The sequence below is a fragment of the Actinosynnema sp. NPDC037264 genome (assembly GCF_055603705.1).
Window position 1 is genome coordinate 59,552 of the sequence record NZ_JBVJVK010000034.1, and the last position, 15,741, is coordinate 75,292.

General features: G+C 70.0%; 13 protein-coding genes and 1 CRISPR repeat array (1 of these 14 running past the window's edge). Of the genes, 5 read left to right on the top strand and 8 right to left on the bottom strand.

The window, feature by feature from the left end; translation table 11 throughout:
* A CRISPR array of direct repeats spans nt 1-222; the repeat unit is 25 nt; unit sequence GGATCACCCCCGCTCGCGCGGGGAA; it begins 109 nt to the left of the window's first position.
* Nucleotides 223-296: 74 nt separating this feature from the next.
* From ACZ7GX_RS29800 to ACZ7GX_RS29835, 8 genes are all read right to left on the bottom strand, one after another.
* A complete protein-coding gene (locus ACZ7GX_RS29800) occupies nt 297-1,241 on the bottom strand; it encodes a C40 family peptidase (protein ID WP_498781423.1) in 945 nt (314 codons plus the stop codon).
* 3 nt (nt 1,242-1,244) lie between these two features.
* The gene (locus tag ACZ7GX_RS29805; RefSeq protein ID WP_498781426.1) at nt 1,245-2,279 is read right to left on the bottom strand and encodes a replication-relaxation family protein; all 1,035 of its coding nucleotides are present in this window, start codon (nt 2,277-2,279) and stop codon (nt 1,245-1,247) included.
* Between the two features lie 32 nt (nt 2,280-2,311).
* Nucleotides 2,312-4,756, bottom strand: a complete 2,445-nt coding sequence (locus tag ACZ7GX_RS29810) for a type IV secretion system DNA-binding domain-containing protein (RefSeq protein ID WP_498781428.1) — start codon at nt 4,754-4,756, stop codon at nt 2,312-2,314.
* An 18-nt stretch (nt 4,757-4,774) separates the two neighbouring features.
* Nucleotides 4,775-6,595 carry a VirB4 family type IV secretion system protein gene (locus tag ACZ7GX_RS29815; protein WP_498781430.1) on the bottom strand — a complete coding sequence of 607 codons (1,821 nt, stop codon included), beginning with the start codon at nt 6,593-6,595 and terminating at the stop codon, nt 4,775-4,777.
* Nucleotides 6,592-7,647 (bottom strand): PrgI family protein, encoded by a 1,056-nt coding sequence (locus tag ACZ7GX_RS29820; protein ID WP_498781432.1) that lies wholly within the window; start codon nt 7,645-7,647, stop codon nt 6,592-6,594. Before ACZ7GX_RS29820 ends, ACZ7GX_RS29815 begins: the two co-directional genes overlap by 4 nt.
* Nucleotides 7,644-9,494: a TrbL/VirB6 family protein gene (locus tag ACZ7GX_RS29825; protein WP_498781434.1), complete on the bottom strand. Its 1,851-nt coding sequence runs from the start codon at nt 9,492-9,494 to the stop codon at nt 7,644-7,646. The genes ACZ7GX_RS29820 and ACZ7GX_RS29825 overlap by 4 nt, the downstream gene beginning before the upstream one ends.
* Nucleotides 9,494-9,802 carry a hypothetical protein gene (locus ACZ7GX_RS29830; protein WP_498781436.1) on the bottom strand — a complete coding sequence of 103 codons (309 nt, stop codon included), beginning with the start codon at nt 9,800-9,802 and terminating at the stop codon, nt 9,494-9,496. Before ACZ7GX_RS29830 ends, ACZ7GX_RS29825 begins: the two co-directional genes overlap by 1 nt.
* Before the next feature lie 134 nt (nt 9,803-9,936).
* The gene (locus tag ACZ7GX_RS29835; RefSeq protein WP_498781438.1) at nt 9,937-10,956 is read right to left on the bottom strand and encodes a hypothetical protein; all 1,020 of its coding nucleotides are present in this window, start codon (nt 10,954-10,956) and stop codon (nt 9,937-9,939) included.
* A 689-nt stretch (nt 10,957-11,645) separates the two neighbouring features.
* Here ACZ7GX_RS29835 and ACZ7GX_RS29840 point away from each other — a divergent pair.
* From ACZ7GX_RS29840 to ACZ7GX_RS29860, 5 genes are all read left to right on the top strand, one after another.
* Nucleotides 11,646-12,137: a hypothetical protein gene (locus ACZ7GX_RS29840; RefSeq protein ID WP_498781440.1), complete on the top strand. Its 492-nt coding sequence runs from the start codon at nt 11,646-11,648 to the stop codon at nt 12,135-12,137.
* A gap of 19 nt (nt 12,138-12,156) precedes the next feature.
* Nucleotides 12,157-13,020 carry a DNA methyltransferase gene (locus tag ACZ7GX_RS29845; protein ID WP_498781442.1) on the top strand — a complete coding sequence of 288 codons (864 nt, stop codon included), beginning with the start codon at nt 12,157-12,159 and terminating at the stop codon, nt 13,018-13,020.
* Nucleotides 13,017-14,351 carry a DNA cytosine methyltransferase gene (locus ACZ7GX_RS29850; RefSeq protein ID WP_498781444.1) on the top strand — a complete coding sequence of 445 codons (1,335 nt, stop codon included), beginning with the start codon at nt 13,017-13,019 and terminating at the stop codon, nt 14,349-14,351. The genes ACZ7GX_RS29845 and ACZ7GX_RS29850 overlap by 4 nt, the downstream gene beginning before the upstream one ends.
* A 44-nt stretch (nt 14,352-14,395) precedes the next feature.
* Complete coding sequence (locus tag ACZ7GX_RS29855; RefSeq protein WP_498781446.1) at nt 14,396-15,268, top strand: hypothetical protein; 873 nt, start codon at nt 14,396-14,398, stop codon at nt 15,266-15,268.
* Nucleotides 15,269-15,382: 114 nt separating this feature from the next.
* The gene (locus ACZ7GX_RS29860; protein WP_498781448.1) at nt 15,383-15,703 is read left to right on the top strand and encodes a helix-turn-helix domain-containing protein; all 321 of its coding nucleotides are present in this window, start codon (nt 15,383-15,385) and stop codon (nt 15,701-15,703) included.
* The last annotated feature ends 38 nt before the right edge of the window (nt 15,704-15,741 follow it).

Genomic DNA, 15,741 nt, shown 5'->3' on the forward strand with positions numbered 1-15,741 from the left:
CCACAACAAGCGGGGATCACCCCCGCTCGCGCGGGGAAAGACAGGACCACCGCCAGCACGGTCACCACCTTGCGCGGATCACCCCCGCTCGCGCGGGGAAGACCACGCTGGCTTCGACGCACGTCGCACCGCCGACGGATCACCCCCGCTCGCGCGGGGAAGACCTGGGTCAGCAGGGCAGCTCGCACGTGTGGGAGGGATCACCCCCGCTCGCGCGGGGAAGACACGTCTTGACCAGCGACTTTAGACGACGAAGTGCCGTTTTGGCATCGGTTTGGGTCTGGAAGTCAGCACGATCAGCTGGTGGCCGGACGGGTGGCTCCGGTGTAGTCGTCGCCGTCGTAGCGGTAGTGGTCGATTTGGACGGGTTGGCCAAAATCGGGTGCGTTGATCATGAGGTTGTCGCCGAGGTAGAGGCCGACGTGGTGGACGTTGTCGGGTGTGCCGTAGAAGACGAGGTCGCCTGGTAGGAGGGGTTGGCCGGGTGGGACGTGGGGGCCGGTGTCGTATTGGGTTTGGGCGGTGCGGGGGAGGGGGATGTTGGCGGCGGCGTAGGCGGCTTTGGTGAGGCCGGAGCAGTCGAAGCCGCCTTCGTGGATGCCGTCGCCTCCCCAGACGTAGGGCAGGCCGCGTTGACCGCACGCGTAGTTGATGGCGGCGTAGGCGGCGGGGTTCGGGGCTTGGACGGTGTTGCAGTCTCCGCTGCCGGTCATGGCGTGGGCGTAGGCCGTGGCTTGTGCGAGGACGGCGTTGACATAGTCGTCGGAGGGGTTGTAGGCCCAGATGGCTGCGCGGAGGTCGGTTCGGTCGGCTCCGTTGTCGCAGAGGTAGAGGGCGGCGGCGTGGATGGCGTCGTGCGGGTTGTAACGGGACGGTGGTTCGGCGCCGCCTGGCGGAAGGGTGTGCCGGGTGGTGACCTCGGTGAAGGTGGCGGCGAGGAACTGCATGGGGCCGCCCGCGCCGGCGTGGTTCTCGCCGTGGTGGACGCCGGGTAGGGGTGAGCGGCCGTGGTCGGTTTCGATCTTGCCGATGGCGGCGAGGATGGACCAGTCGAGTCCTGGGCATAGTGGTGCGGCGGCGTGGTAGAGGGTGAGGTAATCGGTGGGGATGTCGGTGAGCGCTTCGTGGCTGGGGTGGCTTGCGCTGGTGCCGAACAGCACGCCGAGGATCGCCTGTGCGGCTGCGCCGGTGATGAGGATGACGGTGGCCGCGGCGGCGGTACAGGTGGTGGCGACGTTCACGGCTCACCTCCGGAAGTGATCGGAGGTCGGTGGGGGTGGAAGCGGAGATGGTGGCGTGAGGTCTGCGGGTGTCGGTCGAGCCGAGGGAGTTGCGGGGCTGTCGGTGTGGGGCCAGAGGCGGGCGAGGTCGACGAGGCGGAGCCGACCTGTCGGGCATCGGGTTGAACCGGCCAGTGGTAGCCAGCGGGCGGCGGCGGGGTCGGGGGCAGTGGGGTGTGCGGAGGTGGTGGCGACGGGGACGAGGGTCGGGTGGTCCAGTTCGGCGAGCGCGGTGGTGAGTGCGTGTCGGGCGGTGGTTTCGCGGCGGGTGGTCGGTAGCCAGATCAGTACTGGTGTGGTGATTCCTGTTGCAGTGGCGAGCTTTTCGTAGCGGTGGAGTTTGGTGGCGAGTGTGGTGAGGGTTTCGGTGCCGAAGTCGTACTCGAGGAAGAACTCGATCTGGTGGCCGTCCTCGCGCCAGCGGCCATAGGCGTCGGGGCGGACGATGTCGCCGAAGAGCTGCCCGCAGCGTCGTTCGGACCACCAGGCGGTGAGTCGTCCGCGGGCGCCGGTGAGTCGTCCGCGGGCGCCGGGGTGTCGGCTGGATGCGACGAGGGCGGTGAAGAAGCCGTTGATGCCGACGGTGTGGGCGAGTTGGAGCGAGTGCGCGATGCCCATCGTGTCGGCGTGGCGGTAGCCGAGGTCTTTGGGGTCGAGGGCGTCTTCGTAGGCCAAGGCGACGGCTCCGGCGATGTCGAGGACGTAGTGCATCGGTGCGGTGCCGGTGGTGACGAAGGGTTGGAACCGGTCGACGACCCGCCACGTGAACAGGTCCAGCAGCCGGTGGTTGGCCGCCCGGATCGACGGGAACGCGAGCTCGGTGATCTGGTGGGTGGTGAGGACCCGGTGTTCGTGGAGCATCCGCGCCAGCCAACGGTCGCGTGGAGTGAGCCGGCCGGCGAGCTGGGCGTGGTGTTGGCCGGTGGTGGCTGCGCGCGGGGTGGGGCGTCGGGGGAGGTGTCCGCGCAGCGTGCGTTGTGGGGTCGGATTGGTGATCACGGAAGGCCGCCTTCCACGGGGAGGACCAGCGACTACGCCACGCGGCGCGGATCGGCTGTGCGCTGCCCGGTTCGATCCGGCGTGCTGCCGGCTTCGGGAGCGGGCGGTCGGGTGTTGACCTTGGCGGCTTTGCGGATGGTCTTGGCTCGTCCGGGGATGGCGGGTGGGAGCTTTTCGGTGACGGCGGTGAAGGCGGGTGTTTCGGCGCCGTGGACGATGAGTCGGGCCGCGATCTGGTAGGCGCCGAGGTGGGCCAGGTCGTGCTCGCCGAGGCGGGGTTGGGTGTGGCGGGCGAGTCGACGGGCGTCTTCGGGGCTGCTGGTGAAGAAGATCTTGTTGCGGGCGTTGGTACTGATGCCTTCTTCGAGTTCTGTGCCGAGCTGGCCGATGTATTGGTGGGACAGGGTGATGTTGAGCCGGTAGGCGCGGGCTTCGGCGAGCATGTCCTCCAGCGGGTAGGGGAGGTTGAGGAAGTTGTGGCATTCGTCGATGTAGAGGCCGCAGTCCCGGCGTTGGCGTTGGGGGATCCGGGCTCGGCGGGTGGCGGCTTGCCAGGTGCGGGCGACGACGATGGAGCCGACCATGCGGGCGGTGTCGGTGCCGAGGGCGTCACGGGCGATGCGGACCAGGCAGAGGCCGCCGTGGTCGAGCACGTGGTCCATGCCGACGGTGGAGGGGCCGCCGGCGATGGCGGCGCGGACGAACGGTCGCAGCAGGAAGCCACGGAGCTTGTTCATCAGCGGTGCGGTGACCTGGGCGCGTGCGGCGTCGGACAGCGTGTCGTACCAGGCCCAGAAGCCTGCCAGCACGTCGTCGTGGATCTGGTCGCGGGCACGTTGCCTGAACGCGGGCACCATCAGCAGCTTGGGCAGGTCGACCAAACTCGGTGTGCCGGGCATCGCGGTCAGGGTGAGCAGTCCGGCGCGGAGGATGTCGTCGGTGCGCGGACCCCAGGAGGCGGCGTAGATCCGGGAGAAGATGCCGACGAGGTTGTCCACCGTGCGGGCCTGGTCGTCGCCTTCCAGCGGGTTGAGCACGGGTGGTCGGGCATGGGAGTCGGCGTCGAAGAGCACGACCTTCTCGCCCAGGTCTTCAGGCAGGCGCATGAGGATGTCGGTGATGAGGTCGCCTTTGGGATCGATCACGACCACACCGCGCCCGGCCTCGGCATCGGCCAGGATCATGCGGGCCATCAGCTCGGACTTGCCGGAACCGGTGGCGCCGAGGATGTGGGTGTGGTGACGGGCGTCGGCCACGCGCAGACCGACCGGGCGGGAGTGCCCGGAATCACTACGCCCCAACGGTTTGATCTCCTCGCCGGCACCCGCGACTCCCGGCGGTGGTGGCACGGATCTCGCTCCGGCCCGCTGAAGACCTGGTGTGGACTCGTCGACGGGCAGGTGCGCGAGCGCGGCGAGTTCGGGGATGGAGAGCAGATCGCCTGTGCCGAGTCGGCGCCCGGCCAGGGCGGTGAGGGGTCGACAGAGACGGACGCGTCGGTAGTGGTTGTGGTCGGAGTAAGCGGCGAACGCGCTGGCGATCGCGTGCCCACGACCGCGCAGCACGTCACGCACCGCACGGGTCTCGGAGGCGGTGGTGTCGTCGGTGACCGTGGTGGCGACCGCGTAGCGGACGCGGGTCTCGAACTGGTTGCCCCGCAGCTTGTCCACCACGGCCCGGTCCTGCGCGCTGAACGCCAGACTGGTCTGCCGATCCGGCGTCCTCGTGGTGGCCTTGGGGCGAGTGCTCGGGGTGAGGAGGTCGAGCAGCCTGCCCACCAACGTCAGGGAGCGGCCCGAGTGCACGTGCCGCGCCGCTCGACGGGCCTTGGTCACGCGGTGGCCGGCCACGGGGCGGGCGAGGATCTGCACGCAGGCGCGTTCGTGGGGGCCGAGGCCGACCGGGGCGCCCAGCAGGGCGCGGATCGGGTCGGCCGGGTGGTCGGTGCGGAGGGGCAGGGCTTCGCTTCGCGCAAGCCGGAGCTCGCCGCCCACTGCTTCGAGTCGTTGGCCGTGCGGTGCGGCGACGGGCAGCGGCGGCTCGGCGCGCGAGGTGCGGGTGTGGGCGCCGGGCCAGGCTGCTTCGATGGCGCGTTCGACCATGCCGGGCGGGACGAGGCCGGGCACCCACAGGCGGATCCGGAGGCCGTCGGTGTCGAAGACGTATTCGAACACCAGGTGCGGCTGGCCGCCGAACCGGCGCAGCCAGCCCGGTCGCAGCAAACCGACCAGGTTGGACCACACCGTGACTGCTCCGGTCGGATCGACGGTCGGCGGAGCCAGCACGGTGATCAGCCGGGCGTCCGCGGCGAGGCGGTCGTGGAACCGTCGCCTCCACCGTCGCCGCACGATCACGACCGCACTGAGGGCAAGCACGAGGGCGGGACCGAGGAGCGGTCCCCACGTCAGCACCACGTCACGGAGACCGTCCAGAGCCGCTTGGACCGCGGACCACGGGTCGCGCAGGTAGTCGTCCACGAAAAGACCTCCACGGCGTCAGGCGGCATCGAGTTCGACGAACGAACGCTCCGCATCCGGTTCGTCGGCGGGGTGGGTGGCGAGTTCAGCGGGGTCGGAGGTGACGAGGTGGTGTTCGGTGGGGGAGGCGATGGCCTGGAACGCCACGCGCTGGGTGCCGGTGGAGAGCAGGCCTTGGCCGCGGTCGGCGGAGAGCAGGAACTGGCGTTCGCCTTGGGACAGGGTGAAGGTGCGGGTGATCTCGTCGATCGCTTGTGGGGCTTGGCGGAGCAGGATCTGGGTGGCGGCGTTGGCGATGACGGCTTTGCCCAGGTCGGAGCCGAGGACGTCGGCGGTGTCCTGGGTGGCGACGGTGAGACCGGCCCAGTGCTTCCGGCCTGCTTTGGCCATGCGGAACAGGAAGTCCGCTCCGGCCGGTTGTCTCATCAGCAGCCAGGCCTCGTCGACGACCACCAGCCGGGGACGGCGGATGGCTGGGTTGCTGACCTGCCGCCACACCGCGTCCAGGGTGAGCAGCGTGCCGATCGGCTTGAGCTCGTCGGCCAGGTCTCGCAGCGAGTACACGACCAGGTGACCTTCCGGGCGGGTCGTGGTCGCGCCGGAGAACAACGCGGAGAACGCGCCCTGGACGTAGGGGTGCAGCCGCGCTGCCAGCTCGACCGCGGTCGGGTCGGGGGTGCCGGCGAGAACGTCGGCGAGGTCAGCGAGCAGGGGCGCGGGGCGGGTCCAGGTCCGTGGGTCGGCGGTGATCCCGGCCCGCTGGTAGGTGGCGGTGATCGCGCGGTCGAGGGCGGAGCGCTGGGGCGCTGACAGGTCGCCGCCGAGCAGTACTGCGACGACGGTGTGCAGGAACAGCGACCGGCGAAGCAGCGCGTCGCGGGGTGCGGTGCGGCGACCGTCGGAACGGGTGTGGATCGGCAGGTCGAGCGGGTTGAGACGGACGTGCTGGGCGCCGAGGTGGACGTAGGTGCCACCGACGGCGGTGGCGAGCCGGGCGTATTCGTCCTCGGGGTCGACGACGTGGATCTCGATGCCCCGGTACAGGCTGCGCAGCAGTTCGAGTTTGACCAGGTAGGACTTGCCCGCCCCGGAGCGGCCGAGGATGACCGAGTTGTGGTTGTCGAGGGCGAACCGGTCGTGGTGCACGAGGCTCTGGCTGCCGACGTTGAAGCCGTAGAGCACGCCGCTGGGTGCGCCGACCGAGGTCGGGTCGGGAGGCGGCAGGTCCGGGGAGGTGAACGGGAACGCGGCCGAGAGCGCGGCGGTGTCGAACGTCCTGCGCAGGCCGACGAGGTCCAGCCCCATCGGCAGGCAGGTGACCCATCCCTGAAGGCTGCGGTAGGTGGTGGGCTTGGCGTCGAGCAGCAGTGACGCGGCCAGTGACCGGACGGCCGCGACCTCGTCGGCGAGGGTGTCCTGGGTGGGTGCGTGGACGGTCAGGTAGAGGCCGAGGCGGTAGAGCTTGCCCTCGCCGCGGGCGACTCGGGCGGACAGGTCGTAGGCGTCCTCGGTGGCGGCCTCGACCTGCGGGTCGAGCAGCCGGCCATGCTCGCTGGTGTGGCGTCGTCCGCTTTCGAACCTGGCCAGTTGCTTCTTCAACCGCGCCGCGGCGGTGATCGGGTCGACCGGCTCCACGTGCAGCGAGAGGTCGACACGGCCCGGGTAGGTAAGCAGCGGTTGTAGCCAGCCGGGGTGCACCTCGCGCGGGTAGCCGACGACGGCGAAGGTCGAGACCCACTCGCCACCCACCTCCAGCGCGCGGGGATGCACCGCGATCGCGTCCGGGGTGAAAGCTCCCGCTCCACCCGCCGGGTGGGACGCGCGGTGACGGCGGCTCACGACCCGTACCTCCCGTCGACGTCCTCGTCCGGTGCCGTGGTGATGACCTCGTCGGAGCCCGCGAGCCCGGCGGCGGGTGCGAGTAGGGAATCGGGGTTGCAGGCCGCAGCCAGCACGCTGGTGGCCTGCCCGCCGTCCAGCGGGGTGACCACGAGCCCGGCGGGGGACAGCAGCTCGACCGCCTCACCCAGGCGGCGTACCAGGCGGACTTCGGCGGCACGCCGGACGGAATCGCCGATCTGCTTGCCCGCCCTGCGCCTGGCCGTCAGCGCGGCCCAGGGTGACGGGCCGCCGAGTCCGTCGGTGGGCGCCGTGGCGTGCACGGGTTCGCGGAGGATCAGCAGGACTTGGCGGCGCAGCAGTTCGGTGCTGCCGGCGAGTTGGAGGAGGTAGTCGGCGTGTTCCCGGGCGGCGGCCTCCAACGCCGGATGCGGCAGCCCGCCGGCCTGCTCGCGTAGCTCGGCGATCTGCCCGGACAGGTCCAGCCGCTCCGCGCGCACCAGCACCTGGACCGGTGCGGTCAGGCTGTGCAGGTATCGGCCGAACGATCCGACCAGGGACTCCTGCTCGGCGGCTGTGCGCAGCGCGAAGTTGACCGTGGAGCACACGGCGACCATCGCGACGCCGTCGGTTCCGAGGTCCACGACACCGGCATCGGTGACGGCGTCCGCCGGTAGGCGCAGCGGCGCCGGGGACCCCCCCGCTGCGGTGTCGTCGGTGATCCGGTGTGTCAGCCAGTCCGGCGCCGGGCGGATCCCGTCTGGGGCGGCGACGCGGTGCCGTGGGCTCAGCCGCTGCCGCAGCGCCGCGAGGGCCACGCGATCGAGGCTGATCCCGTCACGCTGACCCAACGCCAGGACGGCGGCGGTCACCCCGATCGGGATCGCCACGACGAGGAACACCACGAGCGGGACCAGTGCCTTCGAGGCGGAGTAGCCCCCGTACAGCACCACCGCGGTGACGGTGAGGATGAGCAGCTGGCGTGCGGTGAGGTTCGCGAGGACCCGGTCCTCGCGGTCGACATCGGCCGGGATTCGAACGGGCTGGCTCATGACCCACCTCCAGCCGGAGGCTGCGGTGGCCGGAACAGCACCGGCGCCGGGGTGTGAGTCCGGGCCCGTCGCCCGTGCGCGCCGGTGTCCGGCGCAACCGGCTGGAACACCGGTGCTGCGGGCGGCACGGCGGCTCGAACCGGCCGTGCCGGCGGCTCGACCACGGCCGGTTGGAACTGCAGTTGCGGCGGCACTTCCGCAGTACGGATACGGGACACAGTGGTGACACGGCGCTTATCGCCGGTGGAGCTGAACGCGGGTGCACTCGGCCGTCCGACCGGGCGAGACGGCGGCTCCGCGCTGGTTGACGTGCCGTCGTCCGCGGCACGGAATTCAGGCACGGTCGTACTGCCCGCGGGGTTCCAGCTGGCGAGGTCGTGAGTAGGTGCTTGGGGTGCGGGCTGGAGGAAGCGCAGGTGCTGCTGGCCCGACACCGCACGTCGCCGCGCCAGTTCCTGCACGCGCTGCGCGTTGAGGCGACGCCCGATCGCCTCGGGCGTGAACACACCGCCCACACCGCCCCACTCCGGTACCGGCGTGGGCCATGCCGGGTCACGCCCGTGCGGCGCGCGGACACCGTGACCGGCCGCCGTGGACGTGGCGCGGGCACCCACACCTCGGCCGCCGAGCAGGCCCATCGCCTTGCCGAAGACGAACGCGTGCGCGAGCCCGCCGACGAACGAGCGGCGTCCGCCGCCGATCTGGACCTGCCGCATCACCCAACCGGGGATCTTCACCAGGATCCACACCAACGAGATCAGGACGATGAGGTTGACCAGCCCGTCGGCGGTCGGGGCGCCGAAGAAGTGGAACCCGCCGGGCTCGAGGAAGACCTTCAGGGCGCAGATCAGCGCGAGGCTCTGGCCGACCTGGATGCCCAGCACTCCGGCGCCGGCGCGCCAGAACCAGTGCGCCAGCCCTTCGGTCTGGGGCAGTCCGTGCCACATCAGCGCCAGCGGCGCCCCGGCCAGCAGGATCACGGTGAGCGCGACCCGCACGATGTAGCCGACCAGCAACGCGACCAGCAGGACGGTGAGCACCACCGACAACACCCCGGCGAACAACCCGCCCGTGACGAGTGAGTTGGCCACCAGACCGACGAACAGCTCCGTGACCGCCTTGGCCGAGGTCTGTGGATCGAGCCCGTCACCGAGCACGGCCAGGCTGGCCGCGTTGGCCAGCCGGATGGCGTGGTCGCCGACGAGCAGGCTGAGGTTGGCGGCCAGGAACCCGACCACAACACGCGGCGCGATGTCGCGGATCGAGTAGCGGGCCTGCACGGTCTCGTGCCCCATCACCAGAAGCCCGGCCAGCATCACCACCAGCGAGTAGACCGCCACCACGACCAGCCGCGACCGTTCCCACAACTCCCCGACCCGCGGCAGATCCGCCGGTGTCGGCGTGGACAACAGGCTGGTGCCGAGCCAACCGAGCAGCACGTTGAGCGACTCGCCGACCAGCAGGTGCAGGAACCCGGCGATGCCCTCCCCGACACACGCGCTCGGGTTGAGAATCCCGCACTCCGGAGGCTCCGGCGCGGTGTTCGTCGGCGGGATCGGGGCGGTCGTCACGGGCGGTAGACACTCCGGCGGCCGAGGTTGACCGGGCTGTGGGGTGAGGCACGGATTCGACGGCACCACGGTCGACGGCGTCGCGGCCGTCGTCAGGGGTGGTGAGCACGGCACCGGATACGGTCCAGGACCCGCACACGGATCGGACGGGCTCGACGTGCTGGGTTGGGCTGACGCCGCGACCGCCAGCATGCCGGTCAGCACCACCAAGCCGATCACGAGCACCAAGCCGCCGCGCTCGACCTGCCGACGACGGCGGGCGTTGGTGGCGGCCATCAGGACCCCAACCCCACGATGCCCTTGAAGATCTCCACGATCAGCGGAGCGAGGGCCGCGCCGCCGAACCCCCACCCGGCCGACTTCCACGCGGTCCTGGCCTTCTGCAACTCGCCGGGATCCCCGCCGGCGAAGATGTAGCGGACGAAACCGACGGTCAGGAACACCACCGTCAGACCCGCCAGGATCCCCATGATCCAGTTCCTGATGTTGGTCAGGACCTGGTCGACCGAGGTGGCCTGCGCGAGCACCTGCACGGTCTCCGCACCCGCCGCCGACGCGGTCGACACCAGGGCCACAGGCGCCACCAGGAGCACCACCGGCCACACCCAGGACCGCCGCCCGTCGGGCCGACGGCCTCGGCGAGTCATCGGAGCACTGCGGGCGGCGGCAGGCGACCTCGAACCCGGCCGCCGATCCGCCACGGCTGGACAACGATCAATCAGGCGCATCGCGGCACCTCCGAGGATGCGGTGGAACGCGGGTCTTCCCCGCACCCCGGAACCCCGTCTTCCGGCTCCGTTTTGGACACACCACCCCGGACCTCAGCTTCGCGACGATCAGCGGAACCTGACACGGACAGTGATCGCCCGTGCTTCCCTGTCCGGGCGTTGGGTCCTGACAGCGCCATCGACGCGGCCACCTCGTCCACCAACGGGTCGGTCGGGTCGGCGTCGACCGCCTCCTCGCGCAGGTACGCCAGCAACCGCAACTCAGCCCGCTTGCGTGTCTTGTAGGCCGCCCATGTGCCGACCTGCCGCCGTGCCGCCCAGTCCGCGACCGGCTCTCGCTCCAGCCGGGTCGCCCCGATGAGGTCCGCCTCGATCGGGGTCAGGACTCCTGCCGCCACCGTCCGTGCGAGCACCAGGTCCGGGTGACCCCACGGCGGACGCGGAGCGGCGGACCGGAACCCCGGTGCGACCGGCGTCGGTCCGTCCAACGCCTCTGACCGTGCCCGATATCCGGACCGGTAGGCCGACCACCGCAGCCGGAGCATGATCCGCGGACGTCCCAGGTCCACCGTCGCCACGGCGTCGAGGAACCCGCGCAGCACCTCGGCGTGGATGTCGGCGTCCCCGACCGTGAAGCACGTCGACAACGTCGCCGCCACCGACGTCAACGCCGGCAGGGCCACCCCGACCGCGGCCACGGTCCAGGTCGCACCTTCGACACGGGAACGCACGACCAGGTGCGTCCACACCGCGTCCTTCGTGACCTGGGAGCACTGCCTGGCCAACAACAGATCACGGACCTCGTCGAGCGGAACACGTCGATCCGGCAAACCGGGAAACTCCCGGCCGTCCACCGAAACCGGATCCGGCCCGGTGACCAACCATCCGAACGCTTCCTGCGCGATGTCCAAGCAGTTCACACCAGCATCGCCGACACCACGGCGATGAGACGACTGAGCAGTCATGACACGACTCCTGCTGCATGAGGCCAACAACGACGCAGACAGCAAGCCGCAACAACTACTACGAAAAAGCTAGACAACAACCAGAACGTAACTACCTCGCCCTGTCGAAGCTGCTAGATCACTACTAATCAACGCCAGCCGACCCGGCTCGATGAAGATCGATAACCATCCTTCCTTGACTCGCCGTAGTAGGGGTTGAGCTGCGCAGACGGTCACGGTCTAGTGCTGGCCTAGTCGGTCTTCGGACCCCTGAAGGGCTGCCGTGGTCGGAGCTCCGCGTATCGGCCCTGAAACTGTAAAAATCTTGCGCCTGCGCAACTGGCGAAGTCTCATGCGCCTGTCCGGGCGGGGGAGGTTGCCGTCGAAGGCATTGTCCAAAAGCTCTCCGGGAAACGGGATTCCGAGGTGTCAGCACTCGGAGCCATGCCGTTCGGAGGACACCGCGGATGCCCCACAACCGCCACCCCCGGCCACGACGTGACACACGTCGAGGGCCTTGCCCACTTCCACAGCCCTTAACTCGACGAGCGGGCGTTCGGCGTCCGGCATCGCACCGCCTACACCGGCGTTGGCCGGCCACCGTCTGGCTCTGCACCCACTCCGACTTCGCGGACGGCACCGGCCCGATCACCACCTGGCTGCTCACGGCCGTCATCAAGATCGTCACCACGTACACCCGGCCCGGTCAACGCGTCCTGCTGCTCGCTGCGACACCCGACGCGCAGCCGACGGCCGTGCGATCTTCCCCGGCGGTCCTGACCCGGTCCGCGCTCGACCCCTACGGCGGACTGCTCGAAGCCGCCCGGACCGTGACCCGACTCGGCCGCGCCGTCCAGACCCGGACCGCCGGACCGCCTCTGGACCCGGCCGACCACCACACGGGCCCACCGCCGGGACCGGAACCGGACCGCTTCGACCTGATCATCACCGCCGCGGGACCGCAGACCCTCGATCGACTCCGGCCCACCGATCAGGCCGCTCTTCTCCACCCCGGCGGCATCCTGGCCGTCATCACCGACGGTGAGCGATCCGCCGGACGATTCACCGACCCGGCAGGCCAGCTCCAACACGCCGCACACCACGCGGGCCTGTCCTACCTCGACCGCATCACCCTGCTCCACGCCGTCGCCGACCCACACGTCTACGCCTACGCCGACCTCTTCGTCTTCACCCGCCGCACCGGCCTTGTCGACGTCATCAGCGGCACGGAGACCTCCGATGCGTGAGCACCCGGCAGGAAAGACAATGCGCCCGCTGTCGGTCTGGCTGACCGGCCAACGCGATCACGCCACCCAGCTTCGCGACAGCGGCTGCGTATCCGGCACCGACACCGACCCGGACCACATCCCGCCCGCCATCGCCGCCCACGCGATCACCACCTACACCCGCCCCGACGACCTCGTCCTGGACCCGGACTGCGGCACCGGCACCGTCCTCACCGAAGCCCTACGCGCCGGTCGACACACCCTCGGCCTGACCACCGATCCCCACCGGTGGACCATCGCCCGCGCCAACATCACCGCCGCCAAACACGACGGCGCCCACCACGACGGCTCGGTACTCGACGTCGAACCCCAGGACTTGGCCACCGCCCGCGCCGCCGGACTGGCGGGCCGAGTCGCACTCGTCCTGACCTCCCTGCGCGTCGCCGCCGAACCCGGTCCGGACCGCGACCTCGACATCGCCGCCAACGGTCTCGCCACGACGCTGCACTACTGCCGCCCGCTGCTACGCCCCAGCGGTCATGTGGTCATCGTCGCCCGCCCTCAACGGCACCCCGACGGAACCCTGGTCGACGTCATCACCCGGCTGATCACCGCCGGCACCCGCGCGGGCCTGGTCGCGGTCGACCGGTGCGTCGCCCTGACCGCCGAACTACGCGGCGACCGGCTGATCACCCACGCCACGTTCACCGAACGCCGCGCGGCCTGCCCCTACTCAGCGGGCGTCCCCGTCGCACTCACGGCCCACCACGAAGTACTCGTCTTCCAACGAGCCGCCGACACCGAGCCAGCCTCCGCCGCACTCGACAGGCCGCCACCGAAAGCCCCGGCGACCCGTGCCGTACCCGACGACCTCGCCGACCGAGTCGGGAGGCGAGCGGCATGACCACACAACCAGGCCGCCCGCCGACACCAGACCTCAACCGCGAACTCGTCATCGGCTCGCTGTGCACCGGTTACGGCGGCCTGGACCTCGGCGTGCTCGCCGCCTTCGGCGGCGGACGCGTCGCCTGGGTCGCCGACCCCGACCCGCACGTCCGCACCATCCTCGCCGCCCGCGCACCAGGCGTCCCGAACCTCGGCGACATCACCACCGTCGACTGGGACCAGGTCGAAAAGGTCGACATCATCACCGCGGGCTTCCCGTGCCAGGACATCAGCGCCGCCGGCAAGCGCCTCGGCATCCGGAAGGGAGCCCGCAGTGGCATCTGGCGGCACGTCGCCCACGCCGTTCGCCATCTACGACCGGCGCTCGTCGTCGTGGAAAACGTCGCGGCGTTGCGCTGGCGCAACGGCGGCCTCGGCGTCGTACTCGGCGACCTGGCCGACATCGGGTATGACGCGAACTGGACAAGCGTTCGCGCCTCCGACGTCGGCGCGCCACACCGTCGCGAACGCGTCTTCATCCTCGCCTTCCCCCACGGCACCCGGTTCATCACCCACCACGACACCGCAGCCGATCGAGGTCGTGCTCCGGCTGCTGCCTACACCGACCGCCAGCGACGCACGCGCCTCCGCGCGACTAACCCACCGGCAACCCAACCCGAACCGACGACCATCGGACGCCTCGCTGACCGACGCCGTCCGCCTGCTGCCCACGCCGGCGAGCAGCAACCCCAACGACGGCGAATCACCCTCCAGCTGGCTTGCCCGTCAGGCGACCCACAAGACCAGAGGAATCAACGGGAACGGCATGGGGATGCCGTTGGCCATCGCGGTCCGGCTCCTACCAACTCCGAGAGCGACCGACCGGGGCACCACCCAGAAGTCGAGCGCCGGGTTCCGTCCGCTGCTGAGCCAGCAGGTCCTCCGCCTTCTCCCGACACCACGCGCAACCGAAGGCGTCAGCGGATCGCCACGTCAACGCGGCTCGAAAGGCGACCTGACCCTGTCCTCGACCATTCTCCGACTACCGACGACACCTGGGGCGACTATGCGGCAGCCATTTCACGATGGGAATCGACCCTAGGCAGGATCGTTCCCGGCCCCACCGAGCAGGGAAAACACGGCCGCCCCATGCTGGCACCCCGCCTGGTGGAATGGCTGATGGGCCTGCCCGAAGGCTGGGTTACCGACCTTTCCCTCAAGCGCGTCGCACAACTCCGCGCACTCGGAAACGGCGTCGTGCCACAACAAGCGGCATACGCCATACACCTCATGCTGGCCGACCTCGTCACCACCGACATCGCGAACGAAGATGAGGTGCAAGCCGCATGACACGTCCGACTCGAACGTTCGCGTCAACGCCGACACTCCGTCTCTTGTCGCTCGGCGCGGGCGTACAGAGCACCACCGTCCTCCTACTCGCCTGCGACGGTGCCATCCCGCGGTTCGACTACGCGCTCTTCGCCGACACCGGCTGGGAGCCGCGAGCGGTCTACGCCAACCTGGACCGGCTCCGCGCCATCGCCGAATCCAAGGGCATCCCGGTACTCACGGTCTCCGCGGGCAACATCCGCACCGACGCACTCGACCCCGCGCACCGATTCGTTTCCATGCCGCTGCACACGCTCAACCCCGACGGATCACGCGGCCTCGCACGAAGGCAATGCACCAACGAATACAAGATCACACCACTGAAAAAAGCCGCCCGCGAACTACTGGGATACCCGCACCCCAAACGTGTGCCGCGCGGCGTGTACGCCGAACAGGCGATCGGTATCAGCACGGACGAGTTCACCCGCGCCAAAGACTCAGGACTGCGATTCCTCCGGAACGTGTTCCCGCTGATCGAACTCGGCCTCGACCGGCAGGCCTGCCTCGACTACCTCGCCGAGCGCGGATTCGCCGACACGGTGAAATCAGCATGCGTCGGCTGCCCGTTCCACGGCAACGCCGGCTGGCGCTGGATCCGCGACCACGACCCGGACGGCTGGACCGAGGCAGTCGAGTTCGACCAAGCCATCCGCCACGGCCACCCACGCGCCACCGCCCAAGGCCAGCCTCTCCGCGGGCAGTACTTCCTGCACCGATCCTGCGTCCCGCTGGACCAGGTCGACCTCGATGCTCCGGCCAAGCACACACGACACCTCCAACTGCTCACCGCCGATCCGTCGGATGACGCCGACCCCGACGGCTGCTCGCCGTGGTCTTGTCGGTCCGGCCCGTCGGTCGACACCGCAGCGGCTGCATGATGGCGATGGCGGACACGATCGAGGTATCGGCCGTTCGGGGTAGAGGGCGCTACTTTTCGTCGGCGGCCCGCGGCCATGCCGTGGGCGTCGTGCTGATCGTTGCGGGGGTGAGGCATGGAGTCCGCTGATTCCGGTGGGTTGGTGCGTGTCGTCCTGTCGGACGAGGTCGTCGAGTGCCTCGCCGCGTTGACGACGCTCGCGCGCGCGTGGACCGAGCGGGTTCCTACCGATCCCGACGCGTTGCTGACGGCCGAGCAGTTGGGGGAGTTGCTCCAGCTCTCACCTCGGACGCTCAAGGACCAGGCCGCCGCCGGGGCGCTGCCGCATCACCGGTTCGGCAAGCACTACCGGTTCTCCCGCAACGACATCAGCGCGATCCTGCGGCTTACCCAGCAGTCGGAGAAGCCACAGCGCAGGCGCCTGAACATCGTCTGATCAAGGAACGGGAGCACTACGTGGCATACGGGGAACAA